Origin of the sequence: Arthrobacter ramosus, assembly GCF_039535095.1 — a bacterium.
Classification (GTDB): Bacteria; Actinomycetota; Actinomycetes; order Actinomycetales; family Micrococcaceae; genus Arthrobacter; species Arthrobacter ramosus.
Window position 1 is genome coordinate 609,849 of record NZ_BAAAWN010000001.1, and the last position, 25,559, is coordinate 635,407.

Sequence of the window (25,559 nt, forward strand, 5' to 3'; positions counted from 1 at the left end):
GAGTGCGCTAGCAGCAGTCTTCACCCTTCCACGCTTCGCGGCCTTCCTTGACGGCGACCGCGGCGATGATGAGGCCGATGACGGGGTCAAGCCACCACGCGCCGAAGAGCGCATTTCCGGCCAGGCCGATCAGGACGGCGGCAGCCGTCGCGGCACAGAGCAGGTTCTGGGTTCCTTCCCCGGCGGTGGCTCCGGAGTTCAGCCTGGCACCGAGGCGCTGCTTGGCGACACCGAGGACAGGCATGATGACCAGGCTCGCCGCCGTGAGCACGATGCCCAGGACGCTGTTCTCGGCCCGGTGTCCCGTGGCCAGGTCGATGAGCGACTGGATTCCGATGTAGGGGGCCAGGAGCCAGAAACTGACGGCGACGGCCTTTTGCGCGCGCCCTTCGGCGGTTTCCGACAGTGTGCGGGATCCGGTGAACCGCCAGATGACAATGATGCTCGCCAGGCCCTCGACGGCGGAGCTGAGCGCCCAGCCGATCAGGGAAACGGAGCCTGCCGTCCCGCCCGCAACCAGGCCGAGGGCTCCCTCGAGGACCATCCAGATCAGGCTGAACCAGGAGAGCAGCCGGACGGTACGGGCGTCCTTGATCCAGGACCGGGGCGGGGCAGTGGTCATCAGTGGGTTCCGGTTTCGTGAACGGCGTGGCCGGCGGGTTCGAGCTGGAAGGTGGAGTGTTCGACGTCGAAATGTCCGGTCAGGCAGTTTTGCAGTTGGTCAAGGATGAGCGGGGCGTGTCCGTCGTGGAAGCAGCTCTCGTCCAGGACGACGTGCGCGGAGAGGGCCGGAAGGTCCGAGGTGACGGTCCAGACGTGCAGGTCGTGGACGTCATGCACGTGCCCGGTCTCGAGGAGGTGTTCCCTGACCTGGTCCAGGTCAACGCCTTCCGGTGCGCCTTCCAGGAGGATCCTCCCGGAGTCCCGCAGCAGCCCCCACGCGGCGTGCAGCATCAGGGCCACCACGATGAGGGAGGCAATCGCGTCCGCACGGGTAAAACCGGTGGTCAGGACGATGAACCCGGCGACCGCCGTCGCAATGAATCCGTAGAGGTCGGTCAGGATGTGCTGGAAGGATCCCTCGACGTTCAGGCTGGACCGGTTGGCTTTGGCCAGCACCCACACCGCAACGAGGTTCACGATGACCCCGAGGATCGCGACGACCAGGATAGGGCCGCCGTCGACCGGTGGCGGATCAAGGAGGCGGTGGACGGCCTCCACAGCCACGAGGGCGCTGATGACCAGCAACGTGATTCCGTTGGCAGCCGCGGAGAGGATTTCCGCGCGTTTGAATCCGAACGTCCAGATTCCCCGCGCCGGACGGGCCGCGAGACTGATCGCCCACAGCGACGCGGCGATTGCACTGGCGTCGGTCAGCATGTGCCCGGCGTCCGAAAGCAGGGCCAGCGAGCCGGAAACGACGGCGACAATCACCTCGACGATCATGAACCCGACGATCAGCGCCAACGCCACAAGCAGATAGCGCCGGTCCGCGTTCACTGCTATCGCGTGACTGTGGCCATGGTGTTTGGCGGGGTTTCGTGGCGCGTCGTGATCGTGGGTGTTCATTGGCCGTTGTCCTTCTTGGCGGGGGCGGTACTGGCCGGACTCGTGCTTGCCGGACTCGCGCTGGCGGGACTCGTGCGCTCGGGATGGACGGCGACAGTGTGTCCGGTGTGGGTCAAGCCCAGGTCCAGCAGCATCCGCACGTGCGCATCATCCAGCCGGTAGTAAGCCATCCGGCCGCGCCTCGAAACGGAAACCACCCGGTGGGCGCGCAGCAGCCGCAACGCATGGCTGACCGCGCTCTCGCTCATCGCCGTCGTCGCGGCGAGGTCGCACACGCACAGTTCCCCGCCCTCCAGCAGGGACGTCAACAGCCGCAGTCGCCCCGGATCGCCCAGCAGCGAGAACACATCCGCCAACTCGGCAATGTCATGATCCGAGGGCAGGGCCGCGCGGACGAGTTCGACCTTGTCGGGGTCGACAAGTTTCATGCCGCATTCATCGACGGCTTCTCGAGCAGCCACGGTACCTCCAACATCTGAACAAGTATTCAGACGTCAGTATAAGGGACGCGGTCCTCAGCCAGACGCTGCTAGCTGGGAACTTCGGAACAGTTATCCCTTTTGTTGCCTGAGCGAAACAGTCGCGGCGTACGCTTCCCCGTATGCGGAACAAGATGATTGGGCTGTCGGCCCGTGAATCGAAGCGGGAAATTCGGAAGCAGCGCCTTCAGATGCTTGCGTACGTGGGGCTGGCCATCCTCGCCGTGGCGACCGTGGTCGTCGTCGTCATCGCGCTACGACGCTAGGGGGTTTGGGCTGCTGCAGGTACTCGGAGGCCATTGGGACTGATATTTTTGTGTGCACTCCTTCGGAGCAAACACAAGAATTGGGGGCACGAACATGTCCAAAACGCGGAAACTACTCTTCATAGTCGCCGTAGTGCTTGGAGTTACCGCCGTTCTGGTCGTTAACTACATCTGGATCGGTTCGGCGGTATTTGGCCTCAACACCTCGCGGCTCGACCCCGAAAAGGGCCCATCCTGGCCATTCGCGGTCGTTTCCCTCGCCGTCGTCGGCTCGCTTTTTGCCTTAACGGGAGGAATCGTCTTGGCGGTGATCAGCGCGCATCGGACGCCGCCCCATTCTCCGGACCGCGGGTAACTCCATCACGAACACTCACGCTCGTTCCTCGACGAAGCGCGAACAGTCACCGGATGCCCTCTGGAAACGATTTTGCGGGCATCTGCTGCCAGTTCGCGCCTAAGTTCAGGAAGCCGGTGCGCTCAGGATCTGGGCCGGGGTCAATCTTGCCCAAGGGGAGTCCGGGGCACCTTGGACTGCGGCTTCCGGGCTGTCTCCCTGGGTCCACCACTTGGCCTCGAACGCCGACCCTTCAAAGAGAATGCGGTCGCCCTTGTGATAGCTGGTCTCCGGCATCCACGCCGGGAAGGTTCCCGCGCGAACCGTTGCTTTGGGGCTTGGCCTATCTCCGGGCAGCACCGGACCCACGAGTTTCCACGGGGTGGCACCGCCCTGCAGGACCGGGTTATCCGGGACGTCAGCGCGGGTCCACCATTTTGCCTCGTAGACACTGCCGTGCCAGACCACCCTGTCCGCCGCGGTGTAGGCCGCGTTGGTATTCCAGACCGGATAGGGGCTCGTTGCCGGGTCATCGGTGGTGGTGGCGGTTGCACTGCTTGCGGCAGTGGCTGTAGGCGATGGAACGACCGTCGAGGTAGGCAGCGCCACATCATTGGCAAGGGTGGCGGAGAACAGCTGGGAACCCTGGACGACCCCACTGCAGCTGTCCGAGACCTTGCTCAAATCGGGGTAGTTAGGGCTGCACGTCCTGTCCCTGTTCATGGACCACATCGACAATCTGCCGAGGCCCTTGTCCTTGACGAAGCTGTTCATGGTGGCGGCGTCGTTGAGGGTGAATATTTCGCCGGAGATATCGTTCTGGCCGACCATGACGGTCAGGCCAAGCTTGCGCCAGAGGGTTTCGCTGCCAAAGTCAGTTCCGGCGTTGCGGTAGAGGGCGGCGAGCTGACCGTGCGCGGCATCCGCAGCTGACTCTGCGGCCCGGGACATGCTCCAAGCTGCAGGCTTGCTGGCGCCGAAATCCATCGTCATGATGTTCACGCCCTCCAGTTCGACCCCGCCGGCCAGGGTATGCGCCACGATGCCTTGGCCTTGGCTCGTGAGGCCGTTCGGGTCGGCCGCAAGGGTCAGCCAGACGGCGAGGGACTTGCCGCTGGCTTTGCGTTCCTTTTGAAGGGCGGCAATGGCTTCCGCCCTTCGGTCGGCAGCGGCCGTGTCGCCCAAGGCGACGCCTTCGACGTCGAGATCTACCGTCGCGACGTCGTAGCGATCCACAATCTGCCGGTAGGCGTCAGTCAGGGCCTTCGTGTCTTTGCAGGAAACTGCGAGTTCGTTGTTGTTCAGCCCGCCGAAGGAAACCGCTGTTGCCCCTCCAAGCTGGCGGAGCCGGGCGATCCTCCGGTCCAAATCGAGGTCGGTAGCTGCCTGGTCAGGGCTGTAAGCGGCACCCCAGGACGGGGCGCAGTCCTTCTTCGGATCGGCGACGACGAAGGACAGCACCACGGCTTTTGCGCTGGGCACGGCTGGATCTTCGAACGCGAACCGCGGCGTCGCCGTCACGTCCACATATCCGGAAAACACCGAAGGCATGGATGCCGCGGCACTGACATCCTGGACGTTCCGGAGGCCGAGGTAGCCCGCGGTGACCGCCGCGACCACGATGACGCAAAGGATGCCCAAACGCAGGACGGACAGCCGGCGGCCGGGAAAGCGCTTAGACACAGAAATACCCCCAGAGCTTCTGAATAGGACTTCACGAATGCCTGGCAAAGATCTCACTCCGGTGGTAGCTGCGCAGCTTGGCGTAGCATTTCCACGAGTCTTGTCCCAACTCCGCGTTGTTCGCCTATCATAGGGGCGCACTGTAGTGCGGGCCGTCACATTACGCCCGCAATGTGCCGTGCGCCCGCTGGGGGTGCGCGGACAGCGAATGGGGATTCATGTCGGATCAGATCGTGCTGCTTCGCCCCGATGAAGAGGGAACGGCGGACGGGCAGTCTTCAAAAGCCCGAAAGCGTCAGTGGGGAGCGGAGAAACGCTCTGAACCGCTCTCGATCGTCCATCCGGCACCATCGCGGCGGAAAATAGTCCTCGGCCGCATCGGCGTCCTCACCACCGTGCTCGCCTGGGTCGGCTATGTGATCACGACGGTACTCAAGCAGCTGGTGGACAACCCTGGCGCTGGATTCCGCTTCGGCGCAGAAACCCTCTCCTACTTGGTGGTGGTGTCCTTCCTGACGTTCTCGGCGTTGATGTACCTCACCGCCCGGCAGGGCGCCCTGACCCGTTTTCGGGCCCACCGACGGGTTCCCCGAGGGGAGCTGGACCGGCACTTCTTCGACTACTCCGAGGGCATCACGGTGCTGGTTCCTTCCTACGCAGAAGAACCGGAAGTAGTCCGCGGCACCATGTGGTCCGCGGTCCTGCAGGAATTCCCGGACCTGAGCGTAGTGCTGCTTCTCGATGACCCACCTTTCCCGGAAGACCCTAACGTGCTCCGGCGCCTGGAAGCCACCCGCGCGCTCGCCGGTCAGATCACGGAAACCCTCAAGGAACCAGCGGCGAGGGTCAACGCCGCCTACGCGAAGTACCGCCGTCGTCGTGATCAAGAACCCGGCCTGGATCCGGGGCCTAACGCGGGCACCGAAGTGGAGCTGCTCATCGCCGAATACGAGTACGCTGCGGAGTGGCTCGAAGCAATGGCCGAGACCGAGAGCGTCGAGGACCACGTGGATGAGTTCTTCGTCGATCTGGTCCTCATGGGCCTGGCCCGGGAACTACGCCTCGTGATTCTGGCCCTTACGGCCGCCAACGCGCAGCGGACCTCGCCCGGTCCGGAACGCATCGCTGAGCTGTATGCACGGCTTACCTGGATCTTCAACGCCCGGGTGTCCACGTTCGAGCGAAAGCGGTTCGCCAGCCTCTCCCACGAGGCCAACAAGGCCATGAACCTGAACGCCTACCTCTCGCTCATGGGCGGTACCTGGCACCCGGAACAAACAGCGGACGGGACTGTCTTGCGGCCCGCAGGGGTGGTCGACGGCGACACGCTGTCGATCCCCGACACCACCTATGTCCTGACCCTGGACGCGGATTCGCTGCTGCTGCGCGATTACTGCCTCCGCCTGGTTCAACTCCTCGAATCCCCGGGCAATGAGCAGGTGGCCGTCACCCAGACCCCGTATTCCTCCTTCCGAGGCGCCCCGACCCGGATCGAACGCATCGCCGGTGCCACCACGGACATCCAGCACATCCAGCACCAAGGGATGACCCAATACGGCGCCACGTTCTGGGTAGGGGCGAACGCCGTGATCCGCAAACGCGCCTTGGAAGACATCGTCGAGATCTCAACTATGGGCGGCTTCGAGGTCAGAACCTACATCCAGGACCGCACCGTCATCGAAGACACCGAGTCCAGCGTGGACCTCGGCAAGCACGGCTGGACCCTGGCCAACTATCCCGAGAGGCTCAGCTACAGCGCCACCCCGCCGGACTTTGGATCGCTCGTGGTGCAGAGACGGCGGTGGGCCAACGGCGGCCTGCTGATCCTGCCCAAACTCTGGGAACAGATCCGCAACCGCCGGGGCCAAGCCAGGCCAGTCCTCTTCCGCGAGATCCTGCTTCGGGTCAACTACATGGCCTCCATCACCTGGGCCAGCTTCGGGCTGCTGTTCCTCCTCGCATACCCCTACGACAGCCGTCTCCTCAGCCCCTTGGTCTTCCTTGCCGCCCTGCCCTACTTCCTGGCCATGGGCAGCGACCTGCGGGACTGCGGCCACCGGTTCAGCGACATCTTCCGGATCTACGGCTTCAACCTCGTTCTCCTGCCGGTCAATCTGGCAGGCGTCCTGAAGTCTCTCCAGCAAGCGCTCACGGGTGACAAGATCCCGTTCGTCCGCACCCCGAAGGTCAAGGACCGTACCGCGGCCCCGGCCCTCTTCGTCCTCGCTCCGTACCTGATCGTCGCGTTCTCCTTGTTGACGGTCTGGCGCAACTGGGAACTTGGAAACTGGGGCAACGCCGCATTCGCTGCCTTCAACGCCGTCATGGCCGCCGGCGCGATCCGGGCTTACATCGGACTGGCCAACTCCGGAGTGGACATGTACCTGGGCGTGTTGAACTGGCTGTACGTCGCGCCTAAGAAGCCGAAAGCGCTACCGCCGGCCATCATTCCCAAAACCCCGGAACAGGTCGACTGGGAGTCGCTGCTCTACCACGGGGACCGGCGCCTGAACCGCGATCTCCGCGGCAAGGACGACCGCCGGAAACGGGCCGGATCGGTGTAGGGCTGGCGCGTAGAACAGATCGGCCGCGGTTCCTTGCTGCGCGTCCGGGCGGAAATGAAAGTGCCCGCGCATGGCTGGAAATGCGGGCCGATGGCGGACGGCGATCCGGCCTTGCGTTATACATCGACAGGTGTAAATATTTACCTGTGTCTATGTCATTGGAGTTAACGCCTGTCCAAACGGTGGCGTGTTGTTCGCCGCTGTCCAGGGAGCCCTTGTCGGAATCCGAAGCCGAAGGAATCGTTCCGCTACTGAAAGCGCTGGGCGATCCGGTACGGTTGCGGCTGATGTCCCTGGTGGCGTCCCACGAGGGCGGCGAAGCCTGCGTATGCGACCTGAACGACGCCTTTGAACTGTCCCAGCCGACCATCAGCCACCACCTGAAGGTCCTGCACGAAGCGGGTCTCCTGGAACGCGAAAAGCGCGGCGTCTGGGTCTACTACCGTGCCCGCACCGATGCCCTGGCTGGCCTGGCGGCCTTGATCGGGGGACAGGGCCAGTGAGCGTTCTGACACGGCGGGCCGTGGCGGAGTTCGCCGGCACCGCCTTCCTGGTCATGGCCGTGGTGGGGTCCGGCGTCATGGCCTCGCGACTGTCCCCGAACGACGTCGGGCTGCAGCTCCTGCAGAACAGCATCGCCACCGGCGCCGCGCTCGTGGCGTTGATCCTCGCCCTGCAGCCGGTCTCGGCATCCTTCAACCCTGTGGTCACTTTGGTCGAGCGCGCCTTGGGGATCCTGGATACGTCCACGGCCTTGGTACTGATCGCCGCCCAGTTCGCCGGCGGCCTGGCGGGGACCGTGCTCGCCAACCTGATGTTCGGCCTCGACGCCGTGACGCTCTCCACGCATGAACGTGCCGGGGGAGGGCTGTGGCTCGGCGAAGTCATCGCTACCATCGGGCTGCTCCTGGTCATCTTCGGCACCATCCGCTCAGGGCGGCCTGACAGGGTTGCCTTTGCCGTCGGCGGGTACATCGCGGCAGCCTACTGGTTCACCAGCTCCACCAGCTTCGCGAACCCCGCGGTGACCGTGGCCCGGACCGTCACCGACACCTTCGCCGGCATCGCCCCGGCGTCGGCCCCGGCCTTCATCCTCGCCCAGTTGCTGGGCGGTGCCGTCGGGTTCTTCCTGATCCGAGCCCTCTACCCGAGCGTTCCCGCGCTGCCTGCGCCTTTGCCAGCTCCCGCACCCGATCGAAAGGTCCTCTCATGAGCACTGAAACCGTCAAGAAACCCTCCGTTCTCTTCGTGTGTGTCCACAACGCCGGCCGTTCCCAGATGGCTGCCGCCTTCCTCACAACCCTCGGCGAGGGCCGGATCGAGGTCCGCTCCGCGGGTTCCGAGCCCGCATACAAGGTCAACCCGGCCGCCGTCGAAGCCATGGCCGAACTTGGAATCGACATGTCCGCCGAAATCCCCAAGATCCTCACCACCGAGGCCGTGAAGGAATCCGACGTCGTCATCACCATGGGCTGCGGCGACGAATGCCCGTACTTCCCGGGCAAGCGCTACGAGGATTGGGTCCTCGAAGACCCGGCCGGCCAGGGCCTGGACGCCGTCCGCCCCATCCGCGACGAGATCAAGAGCCGCATCGAAGGCCTGATCGAGTCCCTCACGCCCGCCGGGTAACGCGGGACCCAGGAATACGGACTCTCTTTGAACCCGGAATCCGTAGAGTCCCTGGCCGAGCTTGGCATTGACATCACGGCTGAGCACCCCAAACCCGTCACTGACGCGGTGCTCGATGCCGTCGACGTCGTCGTTATCCTGGGCACCGAAGCCAAACTCGAACCCCACGGCACGGCCCGCTTCGAGATCTGGGAAACCGACGAACCCTCCACCCGCGGCATCGAAGGCATGGAACGCATGCGCCTGGTCCGCGACGACATCAAGGCCCGCGTCCAGAAGCTCTACGCCGAACTCCTCGAGAACTAGAAACCCGATGGATCTGGGCCGGGAAGCATGCCTCGTTGGATACCGACGGGCCCTTCAGGAGCTGAACAGCTGGCTGGAGAACGCGACGACCTCGGAACTGCAGCGCAAGAGCAACGGAACCCGCTGGACCAACGAGGAACTGCTTTTCCACATGGTCTTCGGATACATGATTGTCCGGTCCCTCTTGCCTTTGGTCCGCATCATGAGCCGCCTCCCCCGGTCCTGGAGCCGGGGCTTCGCCGCCGGATTGAACGCGGCCACAGGCCCGTTCGACGTCGTGAACTATTGGGGTTCCCGGGCGGCCGCCACGGTCTATGGCCGGCATCGGATGGGCAGGAAACTCGAAAAGACAATCACAGCCCTGGGCCGCCGACTCGAACGCGAAACCACGGTTTCCTTGGCCAGATCCATGCCCTTTCCCACCCGATGGGACCCTTTCTTCAAGGCCGATATGACGCTCGCGGACGTCTACGCCTACGCCACTCTGCATTTCGACTTCCACGCCAAGCAGTTGAGCCTCCGGCCACCGGATTCCTCACCCGGGTGATCGTGATGTTCCCGTCGCCTTCAGCCACAAATCCAGGCCCAAACGAAGGCCCAAAACCGCTGGCCAACTGCCCGGCACGGCCCACATGTCAGGTTTAAGGCCGTCGCCACCTAGAATTGCTGGTTGAAGCAATCTAAACGAGAGCCGCAGCGCACAACGCTGCGAGTCCTAGGGGACAAGACCATGCCGGATTCTGTGGACAACGAAGCCAGCGCCGCTGCATCTAACGAAGGGCAGCCCGAGCTTCGTCGACGCCGCGATCGCCGCCGCGAAGAGGGTGACGCCTGGACAGGAACCATGCCGATCATTACGCCGAACGATTCCGACGCGCCCGCATCCACTCCTGCCCCGCTCCAAAGCAGATCCTGGGCTGAAGCGGCAGCCGCCGCCGACGCGTCCGCCGGGGCGGTAGCGGACCGCACGGAAACAGGCCGCGAAGACTCGACCATCGGTGACGCGAGCCGTGAGGAACCACGCCTTGAGATTCCGACGGCGGCAGCACCGGCGTCGGGCGCTGTTCCCCCGGCTGCCGCACGAGCCGGACGCGCCGCAGCCGCCAGCGCTCCGATCTCCGACTTCATCTCCTCCCCGGGTTCCTTCGTGCGGGAACAGAAGCCGCGTCCCATCGGTGGCTTCCGCGGCATGCTCTACAGGCTGACCGGCGGTGCCTGGAACCTCGGACCCAGCGCCAAGCAGCGCGAAGAGGACGAGCTGGCTCGACGCATTTCCCGCCAGCTTCAAGGCAGCTACAACACGGCCGTCCTGAGCCTCAAGGGTGGAATCGGCAAGACTTCCACCACGGTCGGCGTGGGCCTCACCTTGGCGGAATTCCGGGGCGACCCGCCCTGCGCGATTGACGCCAACCCCGATTCCGGCGACCTCGTGGAGCGCGCCCTGGGCGAGGGCATCTACCAGAAGGCCACGCCGCGCACCATCACGGACCTGCTCAAGAACGTCGACAACGTCGATTCGCTCACGGCGCTGGCACGCTACATGCACCATGCCGGCCGACTGCACCTGATCGCCGGCGAACAAGACCCGGAAGTTTCCGATTCACTGACCGCCCAGGAATACCTGCGGATCCGCCAGTTGATCTCGGGCTACTACTCCATCGCGCTGACCGACTGCGGGACCGGAGTCACGCACAATGCGATGAGCGGCATCCTGCAATCGGCCGACAACCTCATCATCGCTGCCGGCTATGCCGTGAGCGGTGCCAAGCGTGCCCGCAGCACCCTTCAGTGGCTTGCGAGCCACGGCTACGAGGAGCTCGCCCGCAACGCGATCGTGGTCATCACGGACAAGGACGAGGTATCGTCCCGCGTGGACAAGGATGCCATTGAGGATCACCTCTCCGGGATCTGCCGCCAGTTGATTGCCGTGCCGCACGACAGGGGAGTGGCCGACGGCGACCTGGTCACCCTGGACGTCCTGCGCCCCGACACCCGCCGTGCGTACAAAGAGATCGCGGCCGCGATCGTGGACGGGTACGTGTAGCGCCTCTTCTTTTCGGCGCCCCGCCCAACTGACTCGCAGTAGATGTCGTTTAGAGGGCTCAAAACGACATTAAGTGCCAGCTAGTTGGGTGGGGCTACTTAGTTATTGCTTAGGGAGACGCTGGCGACACTCTATTTACTACTTGGTTTTACCCGGGCATGAGCGGGTTGTTACTCGACTACTACGCGGATTGCAAATTGTCGCTTCCGCCGGGATTTCCCTAGAGTTGCACCTGGACGTCATTCGCTTTGCGGGGCGCCCTCGCCATGACCGGGAACTGGGCCCGGGCATGGTGCACCCAATTCCGTGCCTTCATGACACCCTGCTGCGCCCGTTTCTGAACCCGCGGCCAGCACCCAGGAGCCTCCTTTTGATTCCCAAAAAACTTGCCTTGATGTTCGCTGCCGTGCTTCTCCTCGGACTGACGGGTGGCACTGGCGCTCGCCCCTCCGCCAACGCAGCGCCCGACGCCGGCCCCGCGCCAATCGCGAACGCCGCACCTGTCGCTGAGGTGGCCCCGCTCGCAACGCCAGCAGCGTCCGCTACCCCGACTCCCGCACCGCCCGCCGTTCCGCAGCCTGCCGCCGTACCCGCGCCCGCCGTCGTCGTGCCCCAGGCTGCCGCCGTACCCCAAACCGCCCCGGGCGGCTCCGTGAAGGTGCTCGACACCACCGCTGCCATCACCGACCCCAACTGGTTCCGCCAGGCCTACGCAGAGGGCTTCCGTCTCTACGTCATGCACTCCACCGTCTGGGGCACGTGCACCCCATGGCAACAGACCCAAGCCCAATTGAAGATGGCGCTCGACGCCGGCCTCAAGATCGCGGTCTACACCCGTGACGCTTCATGCTGGGAGAACGGGATCAAAGCCGCAGGCCCGTACATGTCCCAACTGCAGTTCTTCGCCCTGGACATCGAGCCCGGTGGATCCCTGGTGACCCGGGCCATGGTGGATGGCGTGCGGAGCCTGGGCGTGCGGCCCGTGATCTACAGCGGCAGCGGCATGTGGCCAGGCTTGATGGGCAACAGCACCGCATTCTCGGATGTGCCCCTCTGGGATACGGACACGAGCACCCTCAACTACGCCAGCTGGACCGCGAACTACCTGGCGCCGGCCCCTATGCAGTACGGCGGCTGGAACTCGGCCGGCACCATGCGCGTGGGGATCCAGCAGAAGTTCGAACACACCCTGAACGGCGTCAACGTGGACTTGAACTCATTCGATGCGAGCTTCCTGAAGTAGGCGCGGCGTTTAATTCCTGACGCAGAGGGAATTCCGGGGGCGCAGGGATGATGCAGTGTCGGACGGCACGGGACGCATCGGGACTATTTCCCCCGAGTTGTCCACATGGAGGAATTCGGTGCTGCCACGTGCCGCAGTCCACATGGCAGCTTCTTATCCATGACCCACTTGCCCCGTCTCATCCTCAGCCGAGATCACCTTTTTCACGGAACGACCCTCAAGGAACTCGCCCGGAGCGCCAAAACGGGTGCCTTGCATCGCGTCCGCCAAGGAGTGTACGTTGACGGCGCCGCGTGGGCCGCACTGAAACCGTGGGAGAAATACCGTGTCCGGGTCAGCGCTGCGGCCGAAACCTCTAGCGCACGGACCATATTCGCCAGGCACTCGGCAGCGTCTGTGTGGGGGATCCCCACCATAGGCGTGCATCATCCGGTCCAGGCCCTGACTCTCCAGAACGACGGCGGCCGCTCGCGGGCCGGGATATCCCGCCACTACGCGGACCCCGCCAGCCTCAAGGTGTATCGCTGCGAGGGACTGCTGGTGACGGACAGGGTGCGCACGGTGCTGGACCTGGCCGCTTTCACCCCGTTCGTCGAATCCATCGCTCCCTTGGATCACGTGCTCAAAGCCGACCGGAAACGGGGATTGCCCGCCATTACGAAAGAGACGCTTCTGGCAGGAGCGGATGGAATTTACACGGCGGCGGCCATCCGGAGAATCCAAGCGGCAGTCGATTTCGCAGATCCCCTGTCCGGATCTGCGGGGGAATCCTACAGCCGGGCTTTGATGCATGTCGCCGGATTCGATGCCCCGGTTCTTCAACGTGAATTCCGCGACGAAGCGGGCCTCGTGGGCTATTCGGATTTCTATTGGAAGGGTGTGCGGGTGGCCGGGGAGTTCGACGGCATCGATAAGTACCTGAAACCGGAATTCCTCAAGGGACGGACTGCCGCTCAAGCCGTCGTCGAGGAGAAGCTGCGTGAGGACCGTCTCCGTGCCACCGGGTCCGGCGTCGTCCGTTGGGTGTGGGCGGAACTCATGGCTCCCGGCGTGCTCGAACGGAAGCTGGCAGCGGCAGGGGTGCCCCGGCGTCGTCCGCGCGGAGCCCTATGACGCGCTGGATTCCTGACGCTGCGCTGAATGCCTGACGCAGCCGGAATTCCCTGTGCGACAGGTATTTGGCGCGTCGCAAAGGATGCGGCGTCCTAGGATAAAAGGGATGACCACCACCAGCACCCTTCAGCCCTTCAATCTCCGCAGCATTGCGTTGCCCGCCTTTGGGCCCGCCCTGCTGTTCTGTATCGGCGAAGGTGCGGTCCTTCCGGTGGTGGCATTGTCCGCCCGCGACCTTGGTGCTTCCGTGGCGGTTTCCGCGCTCGTGGTCACCCTGATCGGGCTGGGGTCGTGGTTCTTCAACCTGCCCGCTTCGCTCATCACCATCAAGTTCGGCGAACGATGGGCCATCGTGGCCGCGGGCGCAGCCGGAGCATTGGCCCTGTTGGCTGCCGGATTCGCGCCGCTCCTTGCGCACAACGGCATCTGGCTGCTCGCCGCGGCGATGACCGTGGTCGGGATGTCCACCAGCGTCTTCAACCTCGCGCGCCAGAAGTACCTCACGGAAGCCGTCCCGGTCATCTACCGGGCGCGCGCACTCTCGACGTTGGGCGGCGTCACCCGGATCGGCGTGTTCATTGGTCCGTTCGTCGGCGCGGCCGTGATGCAGTTCGCCGGCATCAGCGGCGCGTATTGGGTTGGCGTGGCGGGTATGGCGGCCGCCGCGGTGCTGTCCCTCACCATCCCGGACCTTGTGTTGCCGGACGACGTCGACGGCGGACGCAAGGGTCCCGAGCCCACCCTCCGTGGCGTCGCGGTTTCCCACGCGGGCGTGTTCCTGACTGTCGGGACCGGGATCCTGCTCCTCAGCGCGCTGCGGGCCTCACGCCAAGTGGTCATCCCTTTGTGGGCAGACCACTTGGGATTGGACGCCACACACGCATCACTCATCTACGGCTTGTCCGGCGCGATCGACATGCTGGTGTTCTATCCGGCCGGCAAGCTCATGGACCGCAAGGGGCGCATGTGGGTCGCCGTGCCGTCCACCCTCATCATGGGCGCGGCGTTGTTCCTCATGCCGTCGTCCGCGGATTTTGTGGGGCTGCTGCTGGCATCGCTCCTGATCGGCTTCGGCAACGGCATCGGCTCGGGACTCATCATGACGCTCGGAGCCGACTTTTCCCCGGACAAAGGCCGCGGGCAATTCCTCGGTTTGTGGAGGTTCATCTCGGACGCCGGTGCCACAGGCGGACCCGTGCTGCTCTCGGCCCTCACTGCCGCCGTATCGCTCGCGGCGGGCGTCTGGGCCACGGGCTTCCTGGGCCTGGCCGCCGCGGCGGTGTTCGCCGTCGCACTCCCGAAACTCAAGCACCGCAGGAACTACTGAGCCTCTGACGAGGCCTCACTGACAGCCGGGGCGCCCGTCATTCGCTCCCAGACTCCGGTCAGGTGCCTCCGGTATGGTGAATTGGATGTTCTCAGTCATCGCGCCTCCGCATCGTGCCCCCACTGCGAATCCGAGCACTGGGAAACCCGTCACGGACAGCGCCCCGCCGCTTGGTTCCGGGGCGGAGAATCGCCCGCCGAAGAGCGATGCAAAGCAATCCCGGCCTGATCTCGCGACGCTGACCGCACTGCGTTTCGTTGCCGCGCTGTGGGTGGTGTTCTTCCATCTTCAAGCCATGCAGCACACCTTCCTCGCGCCCGTCTATGAGCTGTTCCGTCCCTTCATTGCCAATGGCGACCTGGGCGTGGACGTGTTCTTTGTGCTCAGCGGATTCATCATCACCTACACGTACCTGGACCGGCTGGGCCCACGGTTCCGGTGGCGGACTGCCGGGGACTTTGTCTGGGCCAGGTTCGCCCGGATGTGGCCCGCGTTCGCGCTGGTCGTGGGCGTGGTTGGACTCTGGTTCGTATATGGGACCGCGCAGGAATCCGTGCGGGAGTGGTCCCTCCAGACCCAGGCTCCGGACCTGTCGCCGTGGGGTCTGGCCAAGCAGCTGCTGATGATGCATCTCTGGTTCCAACCGGGTACCGACGGCGCCAGCTGGTTCGGCCCTGGCTGGACGGTCAGCGCCGAGTGGCTGGCCTACTTGGCATTTCCCCTGCTGGCGCTGCTCCTGTTCCGGCTGCGCCGGCTGCATCCGCTGGCGGCACTGGCGGTCTCGGTGCTCGTTCTCCTGCCGACGGCCATCTGGGGCCCGGACCTGCCAATCGCCACGGATGAGCATCAGCCCTACGAATGGTTGCTGCGGATCGCATGCTGCTTCATTTCCGGCGCTTTCGCTTGCATCGCCGCACGGAACGCAGACCGTATGAAGTTCAACCCTGCCCTGGCCGGTCCCGGCGCCCTGCTGACCGGAACCGCCGTCGTCATCTTCCTGGCCACAGCCGGAAAACCTGGCCCCGGACGGCTGGCTGTGCTTGCCTTCCCGCTGCTCATTGCCCTTCTTAGCCTGACCCGCGGCTGGCTCCGCTCGGCGTTGTCGGCGCGGTGGCTGCAGTATGGCGGGCACAGTTCCTACAGTCTGTACTTGGTGCACATGTTCTTCATTTACCTCTTCTACTGGCTGATCAGGGACTGGCCGCACGGCGCCGGACCGCTGGCGGAGAACCTGCTCGCCGCGGCGTGCCTGCTCGGGATTGCGTTGGCCACCCATCTGCTGTTCAAGTACGTCGAGGAACCGGCCCGGCTCCGGCTGCGCGCATTGGTGCCGAAGGCGGGTGCCGCGAGGGTGGGTACCGCCGTCGGGCACTCAAGCCGGGGCAGCGCCCGTCAGTGAACGTCAGCCGAGGGAACTGAGGAACGCGGTCGTGTCCGCTGCCACCTGGTCCGGACACTCCCACAAGACCAGGTGCCCTACTCCGGGATAAACCTTCAACACGGCGCCTGGAATTCGAGCCGCCAAGGCTTCCTGGTGCCTTCGAGGCAGCACGGAGTCATGTGCGCCCCACAGGATCAGGGTGGGCGCGAGAATGGTTCCGGACTCGGTGGGCGGAGTTGCCGTACGCAAACCATCGAGGATGCGCTTCCACGCGTGCGCGGGCATCCTGACTCCGTCGCGTACCCGGTCCTCGATAAACCAAGCAGGAATCGCATGCAGTAGTGGGAACCAGGACAGGGAATTCCGTACCCAGTTCTCGTCGATGGGATCCTGGAGGCGGTCGACTTCGTTGGCGAAAGCGGGCCGGGCCCGAAGGCTCAGGGGAGAACCCACCAGCACAAGCGCCGCGACACGATCAGGGTGCCCGATGGCTAACTGCTGGGCCACATAGCCGCCGCTGGAGGAACCAAGGACGTACGGCCTTGGCACGCCGAGCGCATCCAGGATGGCTGCGGCGTCCCCGGCCTGTTCTACCAGCGAATAGCCGAGCTCCGGTTTCTCCGCGTCGCCCTGCCCGCGGAGGTCGGGCGCGTAGACCCTGAAGTCCGTCAGCAGAGGTACAAGGCGGTCAAAGCTGCGCCGGGATTCACCCCAGGCGTGCAAAAGCAACAACGGCTTCGCGTCGGCATCGCCGTGGACGAGGCACGGAACCCGTATGCCCGTGGTGAGCCTGAGATCCAGGACTTCGGCGCCCATAGCATCAGGGTACGCCTCGCCGCGCGGCACTAAGGTGAGCGCCGCCGTCGGGCATTCACGCCGAAAGTGGGCCGGGCCTCCAGATCCGACCACCTTTGGCCGGGCCGCCTCCTAGGATTCCGCGGACGTAAGGGGATTCGGGACTGGAAAGTTGTTCAAACGAGGTCGAATGTTGAGCCACCCGGCGATCCCGAGACGGAATCGTTGACACCTGGGAGGCACTGGCGTTCGATGATCGCAGGGGGAGCTGTCTCGGCGGGGAGTGAACAGTTCATGCGGGTAATCCGGAATGCGAAACCTGTATCCATCGTGGCGGGCAGCACCCTGGTACTTGAGGGCTGTGTCGGGATGTGGCTGGCCGCCACAGCGCCGGCTGGGCCGGAAAATGGCAGGATTGTTCTGCTTTCCTTCTTCTTCGCCGTCGTTGCCCTGATCTGGGGAGTCGTCATCCTGTCATGGCGCTTCTGGTCCAAGCCGATGGTCCTGGTGCGGGCGCAGGCGGCAGATGCCATTCCCGTGATCTGGCCCCTGGCCGTGGTTTCGTCGCCCTTGCTGTCGGCGCCCGGATTCTCCGATCCCGCCAACCCGTCCTTGTGGATGGGTGGCCTGCTGCTCGCATCGGTCGCCATTTCAGTAGTGCCTGCGGAGAAGGCGGCGCTCTTGGATATCCCGCCACTACGCCCGGGACACTTCCTTGATTGGCTCAGATGGCAGAATTTCGGTGCCGGCTCGCTGTGGGTTTCGGGTTTCTTTACCGCGACGTACTTTCTTGATTCACGCCGGCCGACATCATCATCGAAAACCTCTATCGGGCAGAAGCGCTAAGCGGACCGAGCCTCTAGATCCGACCACCTTTGGTCGGTATAGCAGTCGGGAGTCCGCGAAATACAGGGATTCCGGACTGGAGGGTTGTTCAAAAGTGGTCGAATGTTGAGCCCAGGCCAGCAGACCCGGCCGTCCAGGAAGCTGCGCCGGGGCACTAAGGCGACTGCCGCCGTCGGGCACTCACGCCGAATAGCCAGGTGGCAGCGACCGTTGCCAGATAACCGGTGATGACAATCAAGGAGACTCCGGCCCAGAAGTAGTTGGTGGTGCTTTCCTGCCCGAAACCGCTCGCAATTCCAATCAGCGAGTACACCGCAACGGCCGCGGCGGCGACGCCTGCCAGAGTCGACAGCGAAAGCCACAAACGCGACGACGCCCAGTGGTCACCGCGGCCGTCCTGGACGTTCCAGCGCTTCCCAGTGCGCAGTACCAACCAGCCAGCCGGCAGCATGACCGCTCCCACCACGAGGAACGCGGCGACGACGTCGGCGGGCCGGTGCCACTGGTTGATCAGCGTGGAAACCCCGGCCGCCACCGCGAAAGTGCCACCGAGGAACCCCGCCAGGGGCCGCCAGCGCGGCGACACCACCAGGAACACCGCGGCCGCCGCTGAGGCCGCCAACGTGGTGTGACCGGAGGGCAGCGAGTTCAGTTCAATGGTCTGGACGCCGCGGAACGGCCTGTTCGGAAACCAGTCCTTGAGCAGCTGAGTGGCCAGGTTTGCCGCGACACAAGCGACCACCGCGATCCCGGCTGACTTCCAGCGGCGGCGCATTATCGTGACGAAAAGAACGACGACGGCGGCGATCGCCACCGAGATGACCGGCAGCCAATCGAGGAACTGGGTGGTCGCCCGTTCGGTGGGACCGTTGATCGTCGCGGCTTCCACCAGGGCGGATTCGTCGATGTACTGTCCCGTCGTGGTGCGCACGAAAAAATAGTATGTGGCAATGAATGCGGCCATGCATGCCAGGGTTGCGAGCACAAAAAGTATGCCCATCCCAGCGCCCGCCCAGCGCCTGGTGGCGGTACCATGTGTGGCCGGCAGCCGGCTCGTCTTAGGAAAAGTCATTACTTTCAGGGTGTCATATTTGGCTGGGAGGATCACTTTTGCTCGGCGAGGAGTTCCTCGTAGAGTGCCAAGTGTTCGGCAACCATCCTCTCGGCGCTGAAGTAGTTTTCCGCGGCGCGGCGGCACTCGCCGCGATCCAGCGTGGCGGCGGCAATGACTGCCTCGGCCAGTTCCGGGGCGCTGGAACGGAGATACCCCGTGACGCCATCGGCAACGATCTCCGGGGCGGATCCTCGGAATGTTGCCACCACCGGAGTCCCGGAGGCGAGGGACTCGATCATGGCCATGCCGAAGGGTTCATCCCACTGAAGCGGATTCAACAGGGCCACGGACCCGCCCAGGAGGACGAACTTGTCCGCAGCGTTCAGCTCGCCGAGGTATTCGACGTCGGGCCCCAGCAGCGGTGCGATGACCGCGGCGTAGTACTCGTGTTCTTCCGCGCTGTACATCTTGGCTGCAATTCGCAGCGGCACCTGGGCCAGTCGGGCGGTCTCGATTGCTTCCGGCAGACCCTTGCCGGGATGCATCCGGCCGAGGAAGCAGGCGTAGCCGCCGTCGCCGGCTCCGAGCGGGACGGACTGCGTGTCTATCCCGTGGTGAATGACCTTCCGTATCTTGATGCCGGGGGCAGTGTCTGCTTGATGGTGCGAGATAGCGATGATCGCGGTGTCCGTGGCCATGGCCTGGTAGATGTCATGGTTCTCGGCCGAAAAGGGGAGGTGGGCCGTTGCGACGATGGGCGTTCCCTGCGGCCGATGCCTGTACAGCGGACCCGCCAGGGTGTTGTCGTGGATGAGGTCGACGTCGTCCATGGCCGCGAATGCGTACACGCTGTGGCGGAGTTCGTCCGTGCCGTTCCCTATCCTCGAGCCGTCGGCAAGCGGTGGGCCGGGCACCTTGGCCACTGGACATGTGCTTCCGGACGCCGCCGCCAGAAGCACATCATGGCCCGCGGCAACCAGCCCGCGAGCCAGGATATCGATGATCGACTCCGTGCCGCCGTATGCGGGCGGCGGCACTGGAATCCAGGGCGGGGCAACCAGTCCGATGCGCACCTAGTGCCCCCGCCGCGGTCCGGCGGTGACGTGGTGGACATCCAAGAGGTCTGACAACGGCTTGCGGGCTTCGCGGTGCAGAGCGATATTCTCGGGCAGGTCCGTGACCTGTGTTTCTCCGTTGACCACCTCTACGGAGATCCGGGAGCCGGCGAGCGGGATGTTCCGCATTTTGATCTCGCCGAAGCCTTCGGGAACCACCGGTGCCAGCCAGAGGCCGCCGTGGGTGAGGCAAGGATCGAAGCGGAGCAATACCCTCAGCAAGTGAACCGGTGTGGCAGCGGCCCAAGCCTGCGGCGAACATGACGAAGGGTATGGGACGGGCGTCCCGTAGGTTTTCCTGTCCAGGCCGCAGAACAACTCCGGGAGCCGCCCACCGAACGCCTCTGCCGCATCCAGGAGGCCCGTGATGAGGCGCTGGGACTCCTCAACGAAGCCGTAGCGCATCAACCCGCCGGCAATGAGTGCATTGTCATGCGGCCACACCGAGCCGTTGTGGTAGCTCGCCGGATTGTAGGCCGCCATGTCGGAAGCAAGCGTCCGGACGCCCCAACCCGTGAACATGGTGTCCGACATCAGCCGCTCCGCGACTAACGGAGCCTTGTCGTCGTCGACGATTCCGCTCCAAAGGCAATGGCCCATATTGGACGCGCATGCGTCTACCGGCCGCTTGTCGCGATCGAGGGCGATCGCGAAATAGCCGCGTTCAGGGAGCCAGAATTGCTCGTTGAATACTCGCTTGAGCTCGGCTGCCCGCGCGCCCCACACCGCGGCCAGCTTCAGGTCTCCGTCTTCTTGGGCCATCAAGGCCCTGCTGAGATAGGCGGTGTAGACGTAGCCTTGGACTTCACATAGGGCGATCGGCGGCTCCGCCAGTGTGCCGTCGGCGAAGTTGATTCCGTCCCCCGAATCCTTCCAGCCTTGATTGAGGAGGCCATGGTCCGTGGCCCGCGAGTACTCAACAAACCCGTCGCCGTCGGCGTCTCCGTAGTCGCGGATCCAGTCCAGGGCCCGGTCCACCGCTGGCAGAAGGGATTCCGAGACGTCGGAATGGAATCCCCAACGGGTGAGCTCCCCGGCGAGCGTGACGAACAACGGGGTGGCGTCCACTGAACCGTAGTAGGCACTCCCGCCGCCAAGCGCAAGGCCCGTGGTGGCGCCGAGACGCACCTCGTGCAGAATCCGGCCCGGCTCCTCTTCGCTGAGCGGATTGACGGTCCGGCCCTGATGGTCGGCCAAGGTTTTGAGGGTTCCCAGTGCGAGCGAGGGATCCAGTGGAAGCGTCATGAAGGAGGTCAGGAGCGAGTCCCGGCCGAAAAGGGCCATAAACCAAGGCGATCCTGCGGCCACCACCGTCCGCCCGGGATGGTCGGGGTCGAAGATCCTGAGCGAGCCGAGGTCGGCCCTGCTCTGGGCCAGCGCTTTCTCGAAGGCCTTGTTGGCAAGTTCCGTTGTGGGAACCTTGCCATGCCACTCCTGCAGCCTTTCTTCGGGGACATCGTAGGGGCGCTGGTTGCCCCAAACCTGGGCGTCCGCTTCGGGTCCGACCCCCTCGATGCGTGGCGTGGCCGTCACACCCGTGGACCAATGGCCTTGGGGCTCAAGAGTGATGTCATAGCTGATGACATCTCCGTCAACCACGCCATGCGGAGCGTCAACGGTGACCAGGACGTGCCGCCCCTGACGCTGGGACTCAAGGACAAACGAACCGTCGCTACCCCGCGTCAAATGCACGCTCTCGTGGCGTGCCCGGCCCTCCTTCACTTCGAAGATGTCGGCAAAGTCCGCGTTGACCGTGAGCGAAACCGTGGCGTGGGTGGGCTTGCTGGAAAAATTCCTGACCGTGATCTCTTCGTGCACTCCGCCGAACAGGCTCCGCCGGCGTTCAATGAGCAGATGGCTGTCTGCCAAGCCGTCGGTGCGAGATGCTCGGCCGACGAAATCGGCGCGATAGGGCTCCGGGACAGGAGAACCCAAGGCCTCAATGGGGTGGCCGTTCACCTCCAACGCCCAGTTCGAAACGAACCGCGTGTCACGGAAGAACATCCCGTGCGGGCGCAGTTGGTCCATATCGCCGTTGGCCGCAGAGACGCAAAACGATGTTCCTGCCAGCAGCGTCACGGCGCCAGCGCCGGCCGAACCTGCAAGGTTCTCGGCATTCCAACCTGTCATCAATGGGCTCCAAAGCTAGGGACGGGGGAATGGGGCAGCTTGTTTCAGCGTATTCGCCGCGTCAGCGGAAGTGAACCCTCCTGCAGATATGGGGGCTTCTGGGCGGACGCTCGCTCGGATATCGGGGTTTTTGGGCGGACGCTCGCTCGGATATGGGGGTTTTTGGGCGGACGCTCGCTCGGATGTGGCGGGTTTCGGGCGGAATTTGAGGCGCATATCTGAGCGAGGGTTTGCCGGGTGGGGCGCACATCTGAGCGAGGGTTTGCCGGTTGGGGCATATATCTGAGCGAGGGTCTGCCGGAAAGGGCACATATCTGAGCGAGGGTCGGGAAGGGGTGAGGGGCGCGTAACACGGATGTGACGCTTGACACGTGTTAGGTGATGGATTTACGCTACCTAACACGTGTTAGGAAGGAATGAGACATGCCAGGAAGCAATGGGAAGCTGCGTGAGATCTCACGCAGGACAGCCCTTGGTGCCTTGGGTGCGGGAATTGTCGGAGCAACGGTGGCGTCGTGGCCGCGGTTGACCGGCATGGACATCCCGGGCCGCGGCGACAACAGCCTCAGTATCGCCATCTTGGGAACCGCAGCGGACGCAGCCGCCCGCCAGCGGGTCATTGATGCGTTCGCGAAGGTGCACCCGGAAATCAAGGTGAAGGTCCAGGCCATCCAGGCCGCGGACTGGAAGGACTTCTTCACCAAGATCCTCACCATGGTGGCAGCAGGTACGCCACCGGATGTGGTCTATGTGGCGACCGAAGGTGCCCAGCTCTTCGCCGAGAAACTGGCGCACCCTTTGGACGAGTACCTTCGCCGCGATGCCGCGGACATGAAGGAGTACTTCGCCGACGTCCACCCGAGCCTCGTGGAGGCGTTCATGTACAAAGGCAGCCTGTTCCAGCTTCCCATCGACTGGAACGCCGCCAACATGTACTACAACACCTCGGCCTTGCAGCAAGCCGGACTCGAACGTCCCGCGGATGGCTGGACCCAGGTCGATTTCCGCAACACCCTGGCTGCCATGCGGAAAGCAAGGCCGCAGGACTTCACTCCGTACTACTGGACCAACAGGCTCTTCGGCGGCGTGGTGCCCTGGCTCTACGCCAACGACACCAGCTTCCTCAAGGAATCCAAGTCCACCGGCGGCGAATGGCTCTGGGACAGCTTCTACGCCCAGGATCCTTCCCGCGGACTGCGCTCCGGCGGCTACCAGTGGCTTGAACCCAATGCCGACGACCCGCGGGTGTACGAGTCGTTCGACTACCTCCGTGGCCTGGTCAAAGATGGCCTGGGCGTCCGACCCGAAGAAGGCGGCGGAAATTCACTCGTCGGGCTGTTCGCCTCCAACAGGATCGGCATGACCCCGGCCGGCGGTTACTGGGTGGAAGGCCTCCACGAAGCCGGAATGAAGGAAGACGGCTTCGACGTCCAGTTCTTCCCGCGCTGGCGCACCCAGCGGCACCAGTTCGGCACCGCCGGATACGCCATCATGAAGACCGCCAAAGATAAGGACGCCGCCTGGGAGTGGCTCAAGTTCGCTTCCAGCCTGGAAGCCATGCGCTTGGTCTTCCCGACGCCGAACACCACCCCCGCGCGCCGCTCCATGGTCAACGAGCAGTTGTACGCGGGACGCGGCCCCACGCACTGGAAAGTCTTCTACGACACCCTGGACAAATTCCCCACCACAGGTCCCATTCCGGCACCGCCCCAGCAGGCCGCCGTCGAGACCGCATTGATGAAGAACGTATCCCTGGCCGTCAGCGGTGACGAGCGCCAGCTCAAGCAGGCCCTCGACTCCATGCAACGCGACCTTGAGATCGCCTTGAGGAGGCAGGCATGAGCACGGCAACAACGGGCATGTCCACCAAACGCCGAAACGGCGCCGCAGCGAAGATCGAGACAACCAGGAAACAGCGTCAGCGCTGGCTGCCCTGGGCGTTCCTGGCACCCACCATCCTGGGCATGGGGCTGTTCACGCTCGTGCCGATCGTCGCTTCACTGGTCCTCGCGTTCTTCCGCTGGGACATCATTTCTGCGCCAAGCTTCGTCGGGTTCGACAACTTCGCCGAAGTGGTCCAGGACCCGACGGTCCGGGTGTCGTTCCTGAACACGATCATGTTCGTGGTGGTCGCCGTGGCGTTGCAGCTCGGCCTCGCCTTGGCGCTGGCGATCATGGTGCAGGAGAAGCTTCCGGCCTGGCTTCGCGTCTTCTTCCGCAGCGCCTTCTTCTTCCCGCTGATCCTGTCCGCGGCGTCAGTGTCCATCTTCATGCGCTACCTGTTCAACGAACAATTCGGCGTGGTCAACTGGCTCTTGTCCTTCGTCGGCATCCCCGCCGTCCCGTGGCTGACGACGCCGGCCGGTTCTGCCGCCGTCGTCATCCTCGTGTACGTGTGGCAGAACTTCGGGTTCTCGTTCCTGCTGTTCATTGGCGGGCTGGCGTCCATCCCCACCGAAACGTATGAGGCCGCGTCGATCGACGGTGCCACGGGCTGGCGCAAACACCTCCACGTGACGCTGCCGCTCCTGAGTCCGACCACCCTGGTGGCGTCGGTCATGGCGATCATCAACGCCCTGCAGGTGTTCGACCAGCCCTACGTCCTCACCCGCGGCGGCCCCGGCGACTCCACGCGCACCGCGGTGATGGTGATCTTCGAGTCCGCGTTCCAGCGCCTCGAATTCGGCCAGGCCTCGGCGATCGGCGTCATCCTCACGCTGATCATCATGGCCATCACAGCCGCCCAGTTCCGGCTCAGCAAACGATTCGTCTTCTACCAGTAAGGCCCGCCATGACTACAACCTCAACCCAGCGCGCCGCCGTCGATCGCTTGGCTCCCCAACGGCCCGCGGCCCGCAAGAAGCGGAACTGGAGCATGGCGGGACGAATCGTGCTGCTCCTGATCGCGTCCGTCCTCATCCTCGGTCCGGTGCTGTGGACCCTGTCCACTTCGCTGCGGCCACCGGCGGAATCGTTCCAGCTGCCGCCGTCGTTCCTTCCGCTCAACCCCGATTTCTCGTCCTACGACCAGGTCTTCAAGCAGCTCAACATCATGCTGCTGGTCCTCAACAGCGCCCTCGTGACGGGACTGATCGCCGTCGGGCAGATGTTCACGGCGGCGCTCGCCGGCTACGCCTTCGCGAACCTCAAGTTCCGCGGCCGCGGGGCGCTATTCTCGATTGTGCTGGCCACCATGATGGTCCCGGCGCAGGTGACGATCGTTCCGGTCTTCATGCTGATCCGCGGCATCGGTCTGTCCGATACTCTCCTCGCACTGATCCTTCCAGCGATCCCGACGGCGTTCGGCACCTTCCTGATGCGCCAGTACTTCCTGGGGCTGCCAAGTGATTTGGGCGAGGCCGCTGCGATCGACGGCGCCTCGCCGTGGCGCACGTTCCGTTCCGTGTACGCGCCGCTGGCGATGCCGGGCATGGCGATCGTAGGCATCCTGGCCTTCAACTACCACTGGAACGAGTTCTTCCGCCCGCTCATCCTGACCATCTCCGAGCAGAACTTCACGCTCCCGCTGGGCTTGGTGTCGCTGCAGGGCAACCTCGGCACCGGCAGCATCTCCGTGGTGCTGGCCGGCGTCATTCTCTCCATGATTCCCGCCCTGGTGGTGTTCATGTTCGGCCAGCGCGCGTTGCGTGACGGACTCACCGCCGGTACCGGCAAATAGCC

General features: G+C 64.3%; 25 protein-coding genes. 17 read left to right on the plus strand and 8 right to left on the minus strand.

Annotation, left to right across the window (positions count from 1 at the left end):
- Positions 1-7: 7 nt before the first annotated feature.
- Genes ABD742_RS02910 through ABD742_RS02920 form a run of 3 tightly spaced genes read right to left on the minus strand, consistent with a single transcriptional unit; the run spans position 8 to position 2,030 of the window.
- Positions 8-622, minus strand: a complete 615-nt coding sequence (locus tag ABD742_RS02910) for a cation diffusion facilitator family transporter (RefSeq protein ID WP_234748907.1) — start codon at positions 620-622, stop codon at positions 8-10.
- Positions 622-1,569, minus strand: a complete 948-nt coding sequence (locus ABD742_RS02915; RefSeq protein ID WP_234748908.1) for a cation diffusion facilitator family transporter — start codon at positions 1,567-1,569, stop codon at positions 622-624. The genes ABD742_RS02910 and ABD742_RS02915 overlap by 1 nt, the downstream gene beginning before the upstream one ends.
- A complete protein-coding gene (locus ABD742_RS02920) occupies positions 1,566-2,030 on the minus strand; it encodes an ArsR/SmtB family transcription factor (protein WP_308193805.1) in 465 nt (154 codons plus the stop codon). Before ABD742_RS02920 ends, ABD742_RS02915 begins: the two co-directional genes overlap by 4 nt.
- A 140-nt stretch (positions 2,031-2,170) precedes the next feature.
- On the opposite strand from ABD742_RS02920, the gene ABD742_RS02925 reads away from it, so the two are divergent.
- Both ABD742_RS02925 and ABD742_RS02930 read left to right on the plus strand, forming a co-directional pair.
- Positions 2,171-2,314 carry a hypothetical protein gene (locus ABD742_RS02925; RefSeq protein ID WP_234748909.1) on the plus strand — a complete coding sequence of 48 codons (144 nt, stop codon included), beginning with the start codon at positions 2,171-2,173 and terminating at the stop codon, positions 2,312-2,314.
- A gap of 94 nt (positions 2,315-2,408) precedes the next feature.
- Entirely contained in the window at positions 2,409-2,669 is a 261-nt protein-coding gene (locus ABD742_RS02930) for a hypothetical protein (protein WP_234748910.1), read from the plus strand.
- Between the two features lie 105 nt (positions 2,670-2,774).
- Here ABD742_RS02930 and ABD742_RS02935 read toward each other — a convergent pair whose 3' ends face one another.
- On the minus strand, positions 2,775-4,331 hold the full coding sequence (locus tag ABD742_RS02935) for a chitinase (RefSeq protein WP_234748911.1): 1,557 nt from the start codon (positions 4,329-4,331) through the stop codon (positions 2,775-2,777).
- A 218-nt stretch (positions 4,332-4,549) separates the two neighbouring features.
- Here ABD742_RS02935 and ABD742_RS02940 point away from each other — a divergent pair, with 218 nt between their 5' ends.
- From ABD742_RS02940 to ABD742_RS02990, 11 genes are all read left to right on the plus strand, one after another.
- Positions 4,550-6,895 (plus strand): glycosyltransferase family 2 protein, encoded by a 2,346-nt coding sequence (locus tag ABD742_RS02940; protein ID WP_234748912.1) that lies wholly within the window; start codon positions 4,550-4,552, stop codon positions 6,893-6,895.
- Positions 6,896-7,047: 152 nt separating this feature from the next.
- Positions 7,048-7,398, plus strand: a complete 351-nt coding sequence (locus tag ABD742_RS02945; RefSeq protein WP_234749197.1) for an ArsR/SmtB family transcription factor — start codon at positions 7,048-7,050, stop codon at positions 7,396-7,398.
- Positions 7,395-8,108 carry an aquaporin gene (locus tag ABD742_RS02950; protein WP_234748913.1) on the plus strand — a complete coding sequence of 238 codons (714 nt, stop codon included), beginning with the start codon at positions 7,395-7,397 and terminating at the stop codon, positions 8,106-8,108. The genes ABD742_RS02945 and ABD742_RS02950 overlap by 4 nt, the downstream gene beginning before the upstream one ends.
- Positions 8,105-8,524 (plus strand): arsenate reductase ArsC, encoded by a 420-nt coding sequence (locus ABD742_RS02955; protein ID WP_234748914.1) that lies wholly within the window; start codon positions 8,105-8,107, stop codon positions 8,522-8,524. Before ABD742_RS02950 ends, ABD742_RS02955 begins: the two co-directional genes overlap by 4 nt.
- 27 nt (positions 8,525-8,551) lie before the next feature.
- Positions 8,552-8,830, plus strand: a complete 279-nt coding sequence (locus ABD742_RS02960; protein ID WP_234748915.1) for a low molecular weight phosphatase family protein — start codon at positions 8,552-8,554, stop codon at positions 8,828-8,830.
- Positions 8,831-8,837: 7 nt separating this feature from the next.
- Complete coding sequence (locus tag ABD742_RS02965; RefSeq protein ID WP_234748916.1) at positions 8,838-9,377, plus strand: DinB family protein; 540 nt, start codon at positions 8,838-8,840, stop codon at positions 9,375-9,377.
- A 183-nt stretch (positions 9,378-9,560) separates the two neighbouring features.
- Complete coding sequence (locus tag ABD742_RS02970; protein ID WP_234749198.1) at positions 9,561-10,874, plus strand: MinD/ParA family ATP-binding protein; 1,314 nt, start codon at positions 9,561-9,563, stop codon at positions 10,872-10,874.
- Between the two features lie 370 nt (positions 10,875-11,244).
- A complete protein-coding gene (locus ABD742_RS02975) occupies positions 11,245-12,117 on the plus strand; it encodes a glycoside hydrolase family 25 domain-containing protein (RefSeq protein WP_234748917.1) in 873 nt (290 codons plus the stop codon).
- 159 nt (positions 12,118-12,276) lie between these two features.
- Positions 12,277-13,230: a hypothetical protein gene (locus tag ABD742_RS02980; RefSeq protein ID WP_234748918.1), complete on the plus strand. Its 954-nt coding sequence runs from the start codon at positions 12,277-12,279 to the stop codon at positions 13,228-13,230.
- A 106-nt stretch (positions 13,231-13,336) separates the two neighbouring features.
- Positions 13,337-14,557, plus strand: coding sequence for an MFS transporter (locus tag ABD742_RS02985; protein ID WP_234748919.1), 1,221 nt, complete (start codon positions 13,337-13,339; stop codon positions 14,555-14,557).
- An 85-nt stretch (positions 14,558-14,642) separates the two neighbouring features.
- Positions 14,643-15,956: an acyltransferase family protein gene (locus ABD742_RS02990; protein WP_234748920.1), complete on the plus strand. Its 1,314-nt coding sequence runs from the start codon at positions 14,643-14,645 to the stop codon at positions 15,954-15,956.
- A 3-nt stretch (positions 15,957-15,959) separates the two neighbouring features.
- On the opposite strand, the gene ABD742_RS02995 is transcribed toward ABD742_RS02990, so the two are convergent.
- Positions 15,960-16,754 (minus strand): alpha/beta fold hydrolase, encoded by a 795-nt coding sequence (locus ABD742_RS02995; protein WP_234748921.1) that lies wholly within the window; start codon positions 16,752-16,754, stop codon positions 15,960-15,962.
- Positions 16,755-17,027: 273 nt separating this feature from the next.
- Between ABD742_RS02995 and ABD742_RS03000 the strand changes: the two genes are divergently transcribed.
- On the plus strand, positions 17,028-17,579 hold the full coding sequence (locus ABD742_RS03000) for a hypothetical protein (RefSeq protein ID WP_234748922.1): 552 nt from the start codon (positions 17,028-17,030) through the stop codon (positions 17,577-17,579).
- A 154-nt stretch (positions 17,580-17,733) separates the two neighbouring features.
- On the opposite strand, the gene ABD742_RS03005 is transcribed toward ABD742_RS03000, so the two are convergent.
- From ABD742_RS03005 to ABD742_RS03015, 3 genes are read right to left on the minus strand one after another with little or no spacing between them, the layout of a single operon-like run.
- Positions 17,734-18,651: a phosphatase PAP2 family protein gene (locus ABD742_RS03005; protein ID WP_372460886.1), complete on the minus strand. Its 918-nt coding sequence runs from the start codon at positions 18,649-18,651 to the stop codon at positions 17,734-17,736.
- A gap of 32 nt (positions 18,652-18,683) precedes the next feature.
- Positions 18,684-19,706 carry a glycosyltransferase family 4 protein gene (locus tag ABD742_RS03010; RefSeq protein ID WP_234748923.1) on the minus strand — a complete coding sequence of 341 codons (1,023 nt, stop codon included), beginning with the start codon at positions 19,704-19,706 and terminating at the stop codon, positions 18,684-18,686.
- On the minus strand, positions 19,707-21,878 hold the full coding sequence (locus ABD742_RS03015; protein ID WP_234748924.1) for an amylo-alpha-1,6-glucosidase: 2,172 nt from the start codon (positions 21,876-21,878) through the stop codon (positions 19,707-19,709).
- A gap of 423 nt (positions 21,879-22,301) precedes the next feature.
- Between ABD742_RS03015 and ABD742_RS03020 the strand changes: the two genes are divergently transcribed.
- From ABD742_RS03020 to ABD742_RS03030, 3 genes are read left to right on the plus strand one after another with little or no spacing between them, the layout of a single operon-like run.
- Positions 22,302-23,720, plus strand: coding sequence for an ABC transporter substrate-binding protein (locus tag ABD742_RS03020; protein ID WP_234748925.1), 1,419 nt, complete (start codon positions 22,302-22,304; stop codon positions 23,718-23,720).
- Positions 23,717-24,661 carry a carbohydrate ABC transporter permease gene (locus ABD742_RS03025; RefSeq protein WP_372460887.1) on the plus strand — a complete coding sequence of 315 codons (945 nt, stop codon included), beginning with the start codon at positions 23,717-23,719 and terminating at the stop codon, positions 24,659-24,661. Before ABD742_RS03020 ends, ABD742_RS03025 begins: the two co-directional genes overlap by 4 nt.
- Positions 24,662-24,669: 8 nt before the next feature.
- Positions 24,670-25,557 (plus strand): carbohydrate ABC transporter permease, encoded by an 888-nt coding sequence (locus ABD742_RS03030; RefSeq protein ID WP_372460888.1) that lies wholly within the window; start codon positions 24,670-24,672, stop codon positions 25,555-25,557.
- The last annotated feature ends 2 nt before the right edge of the window (positions 25,558-25,559 follow it).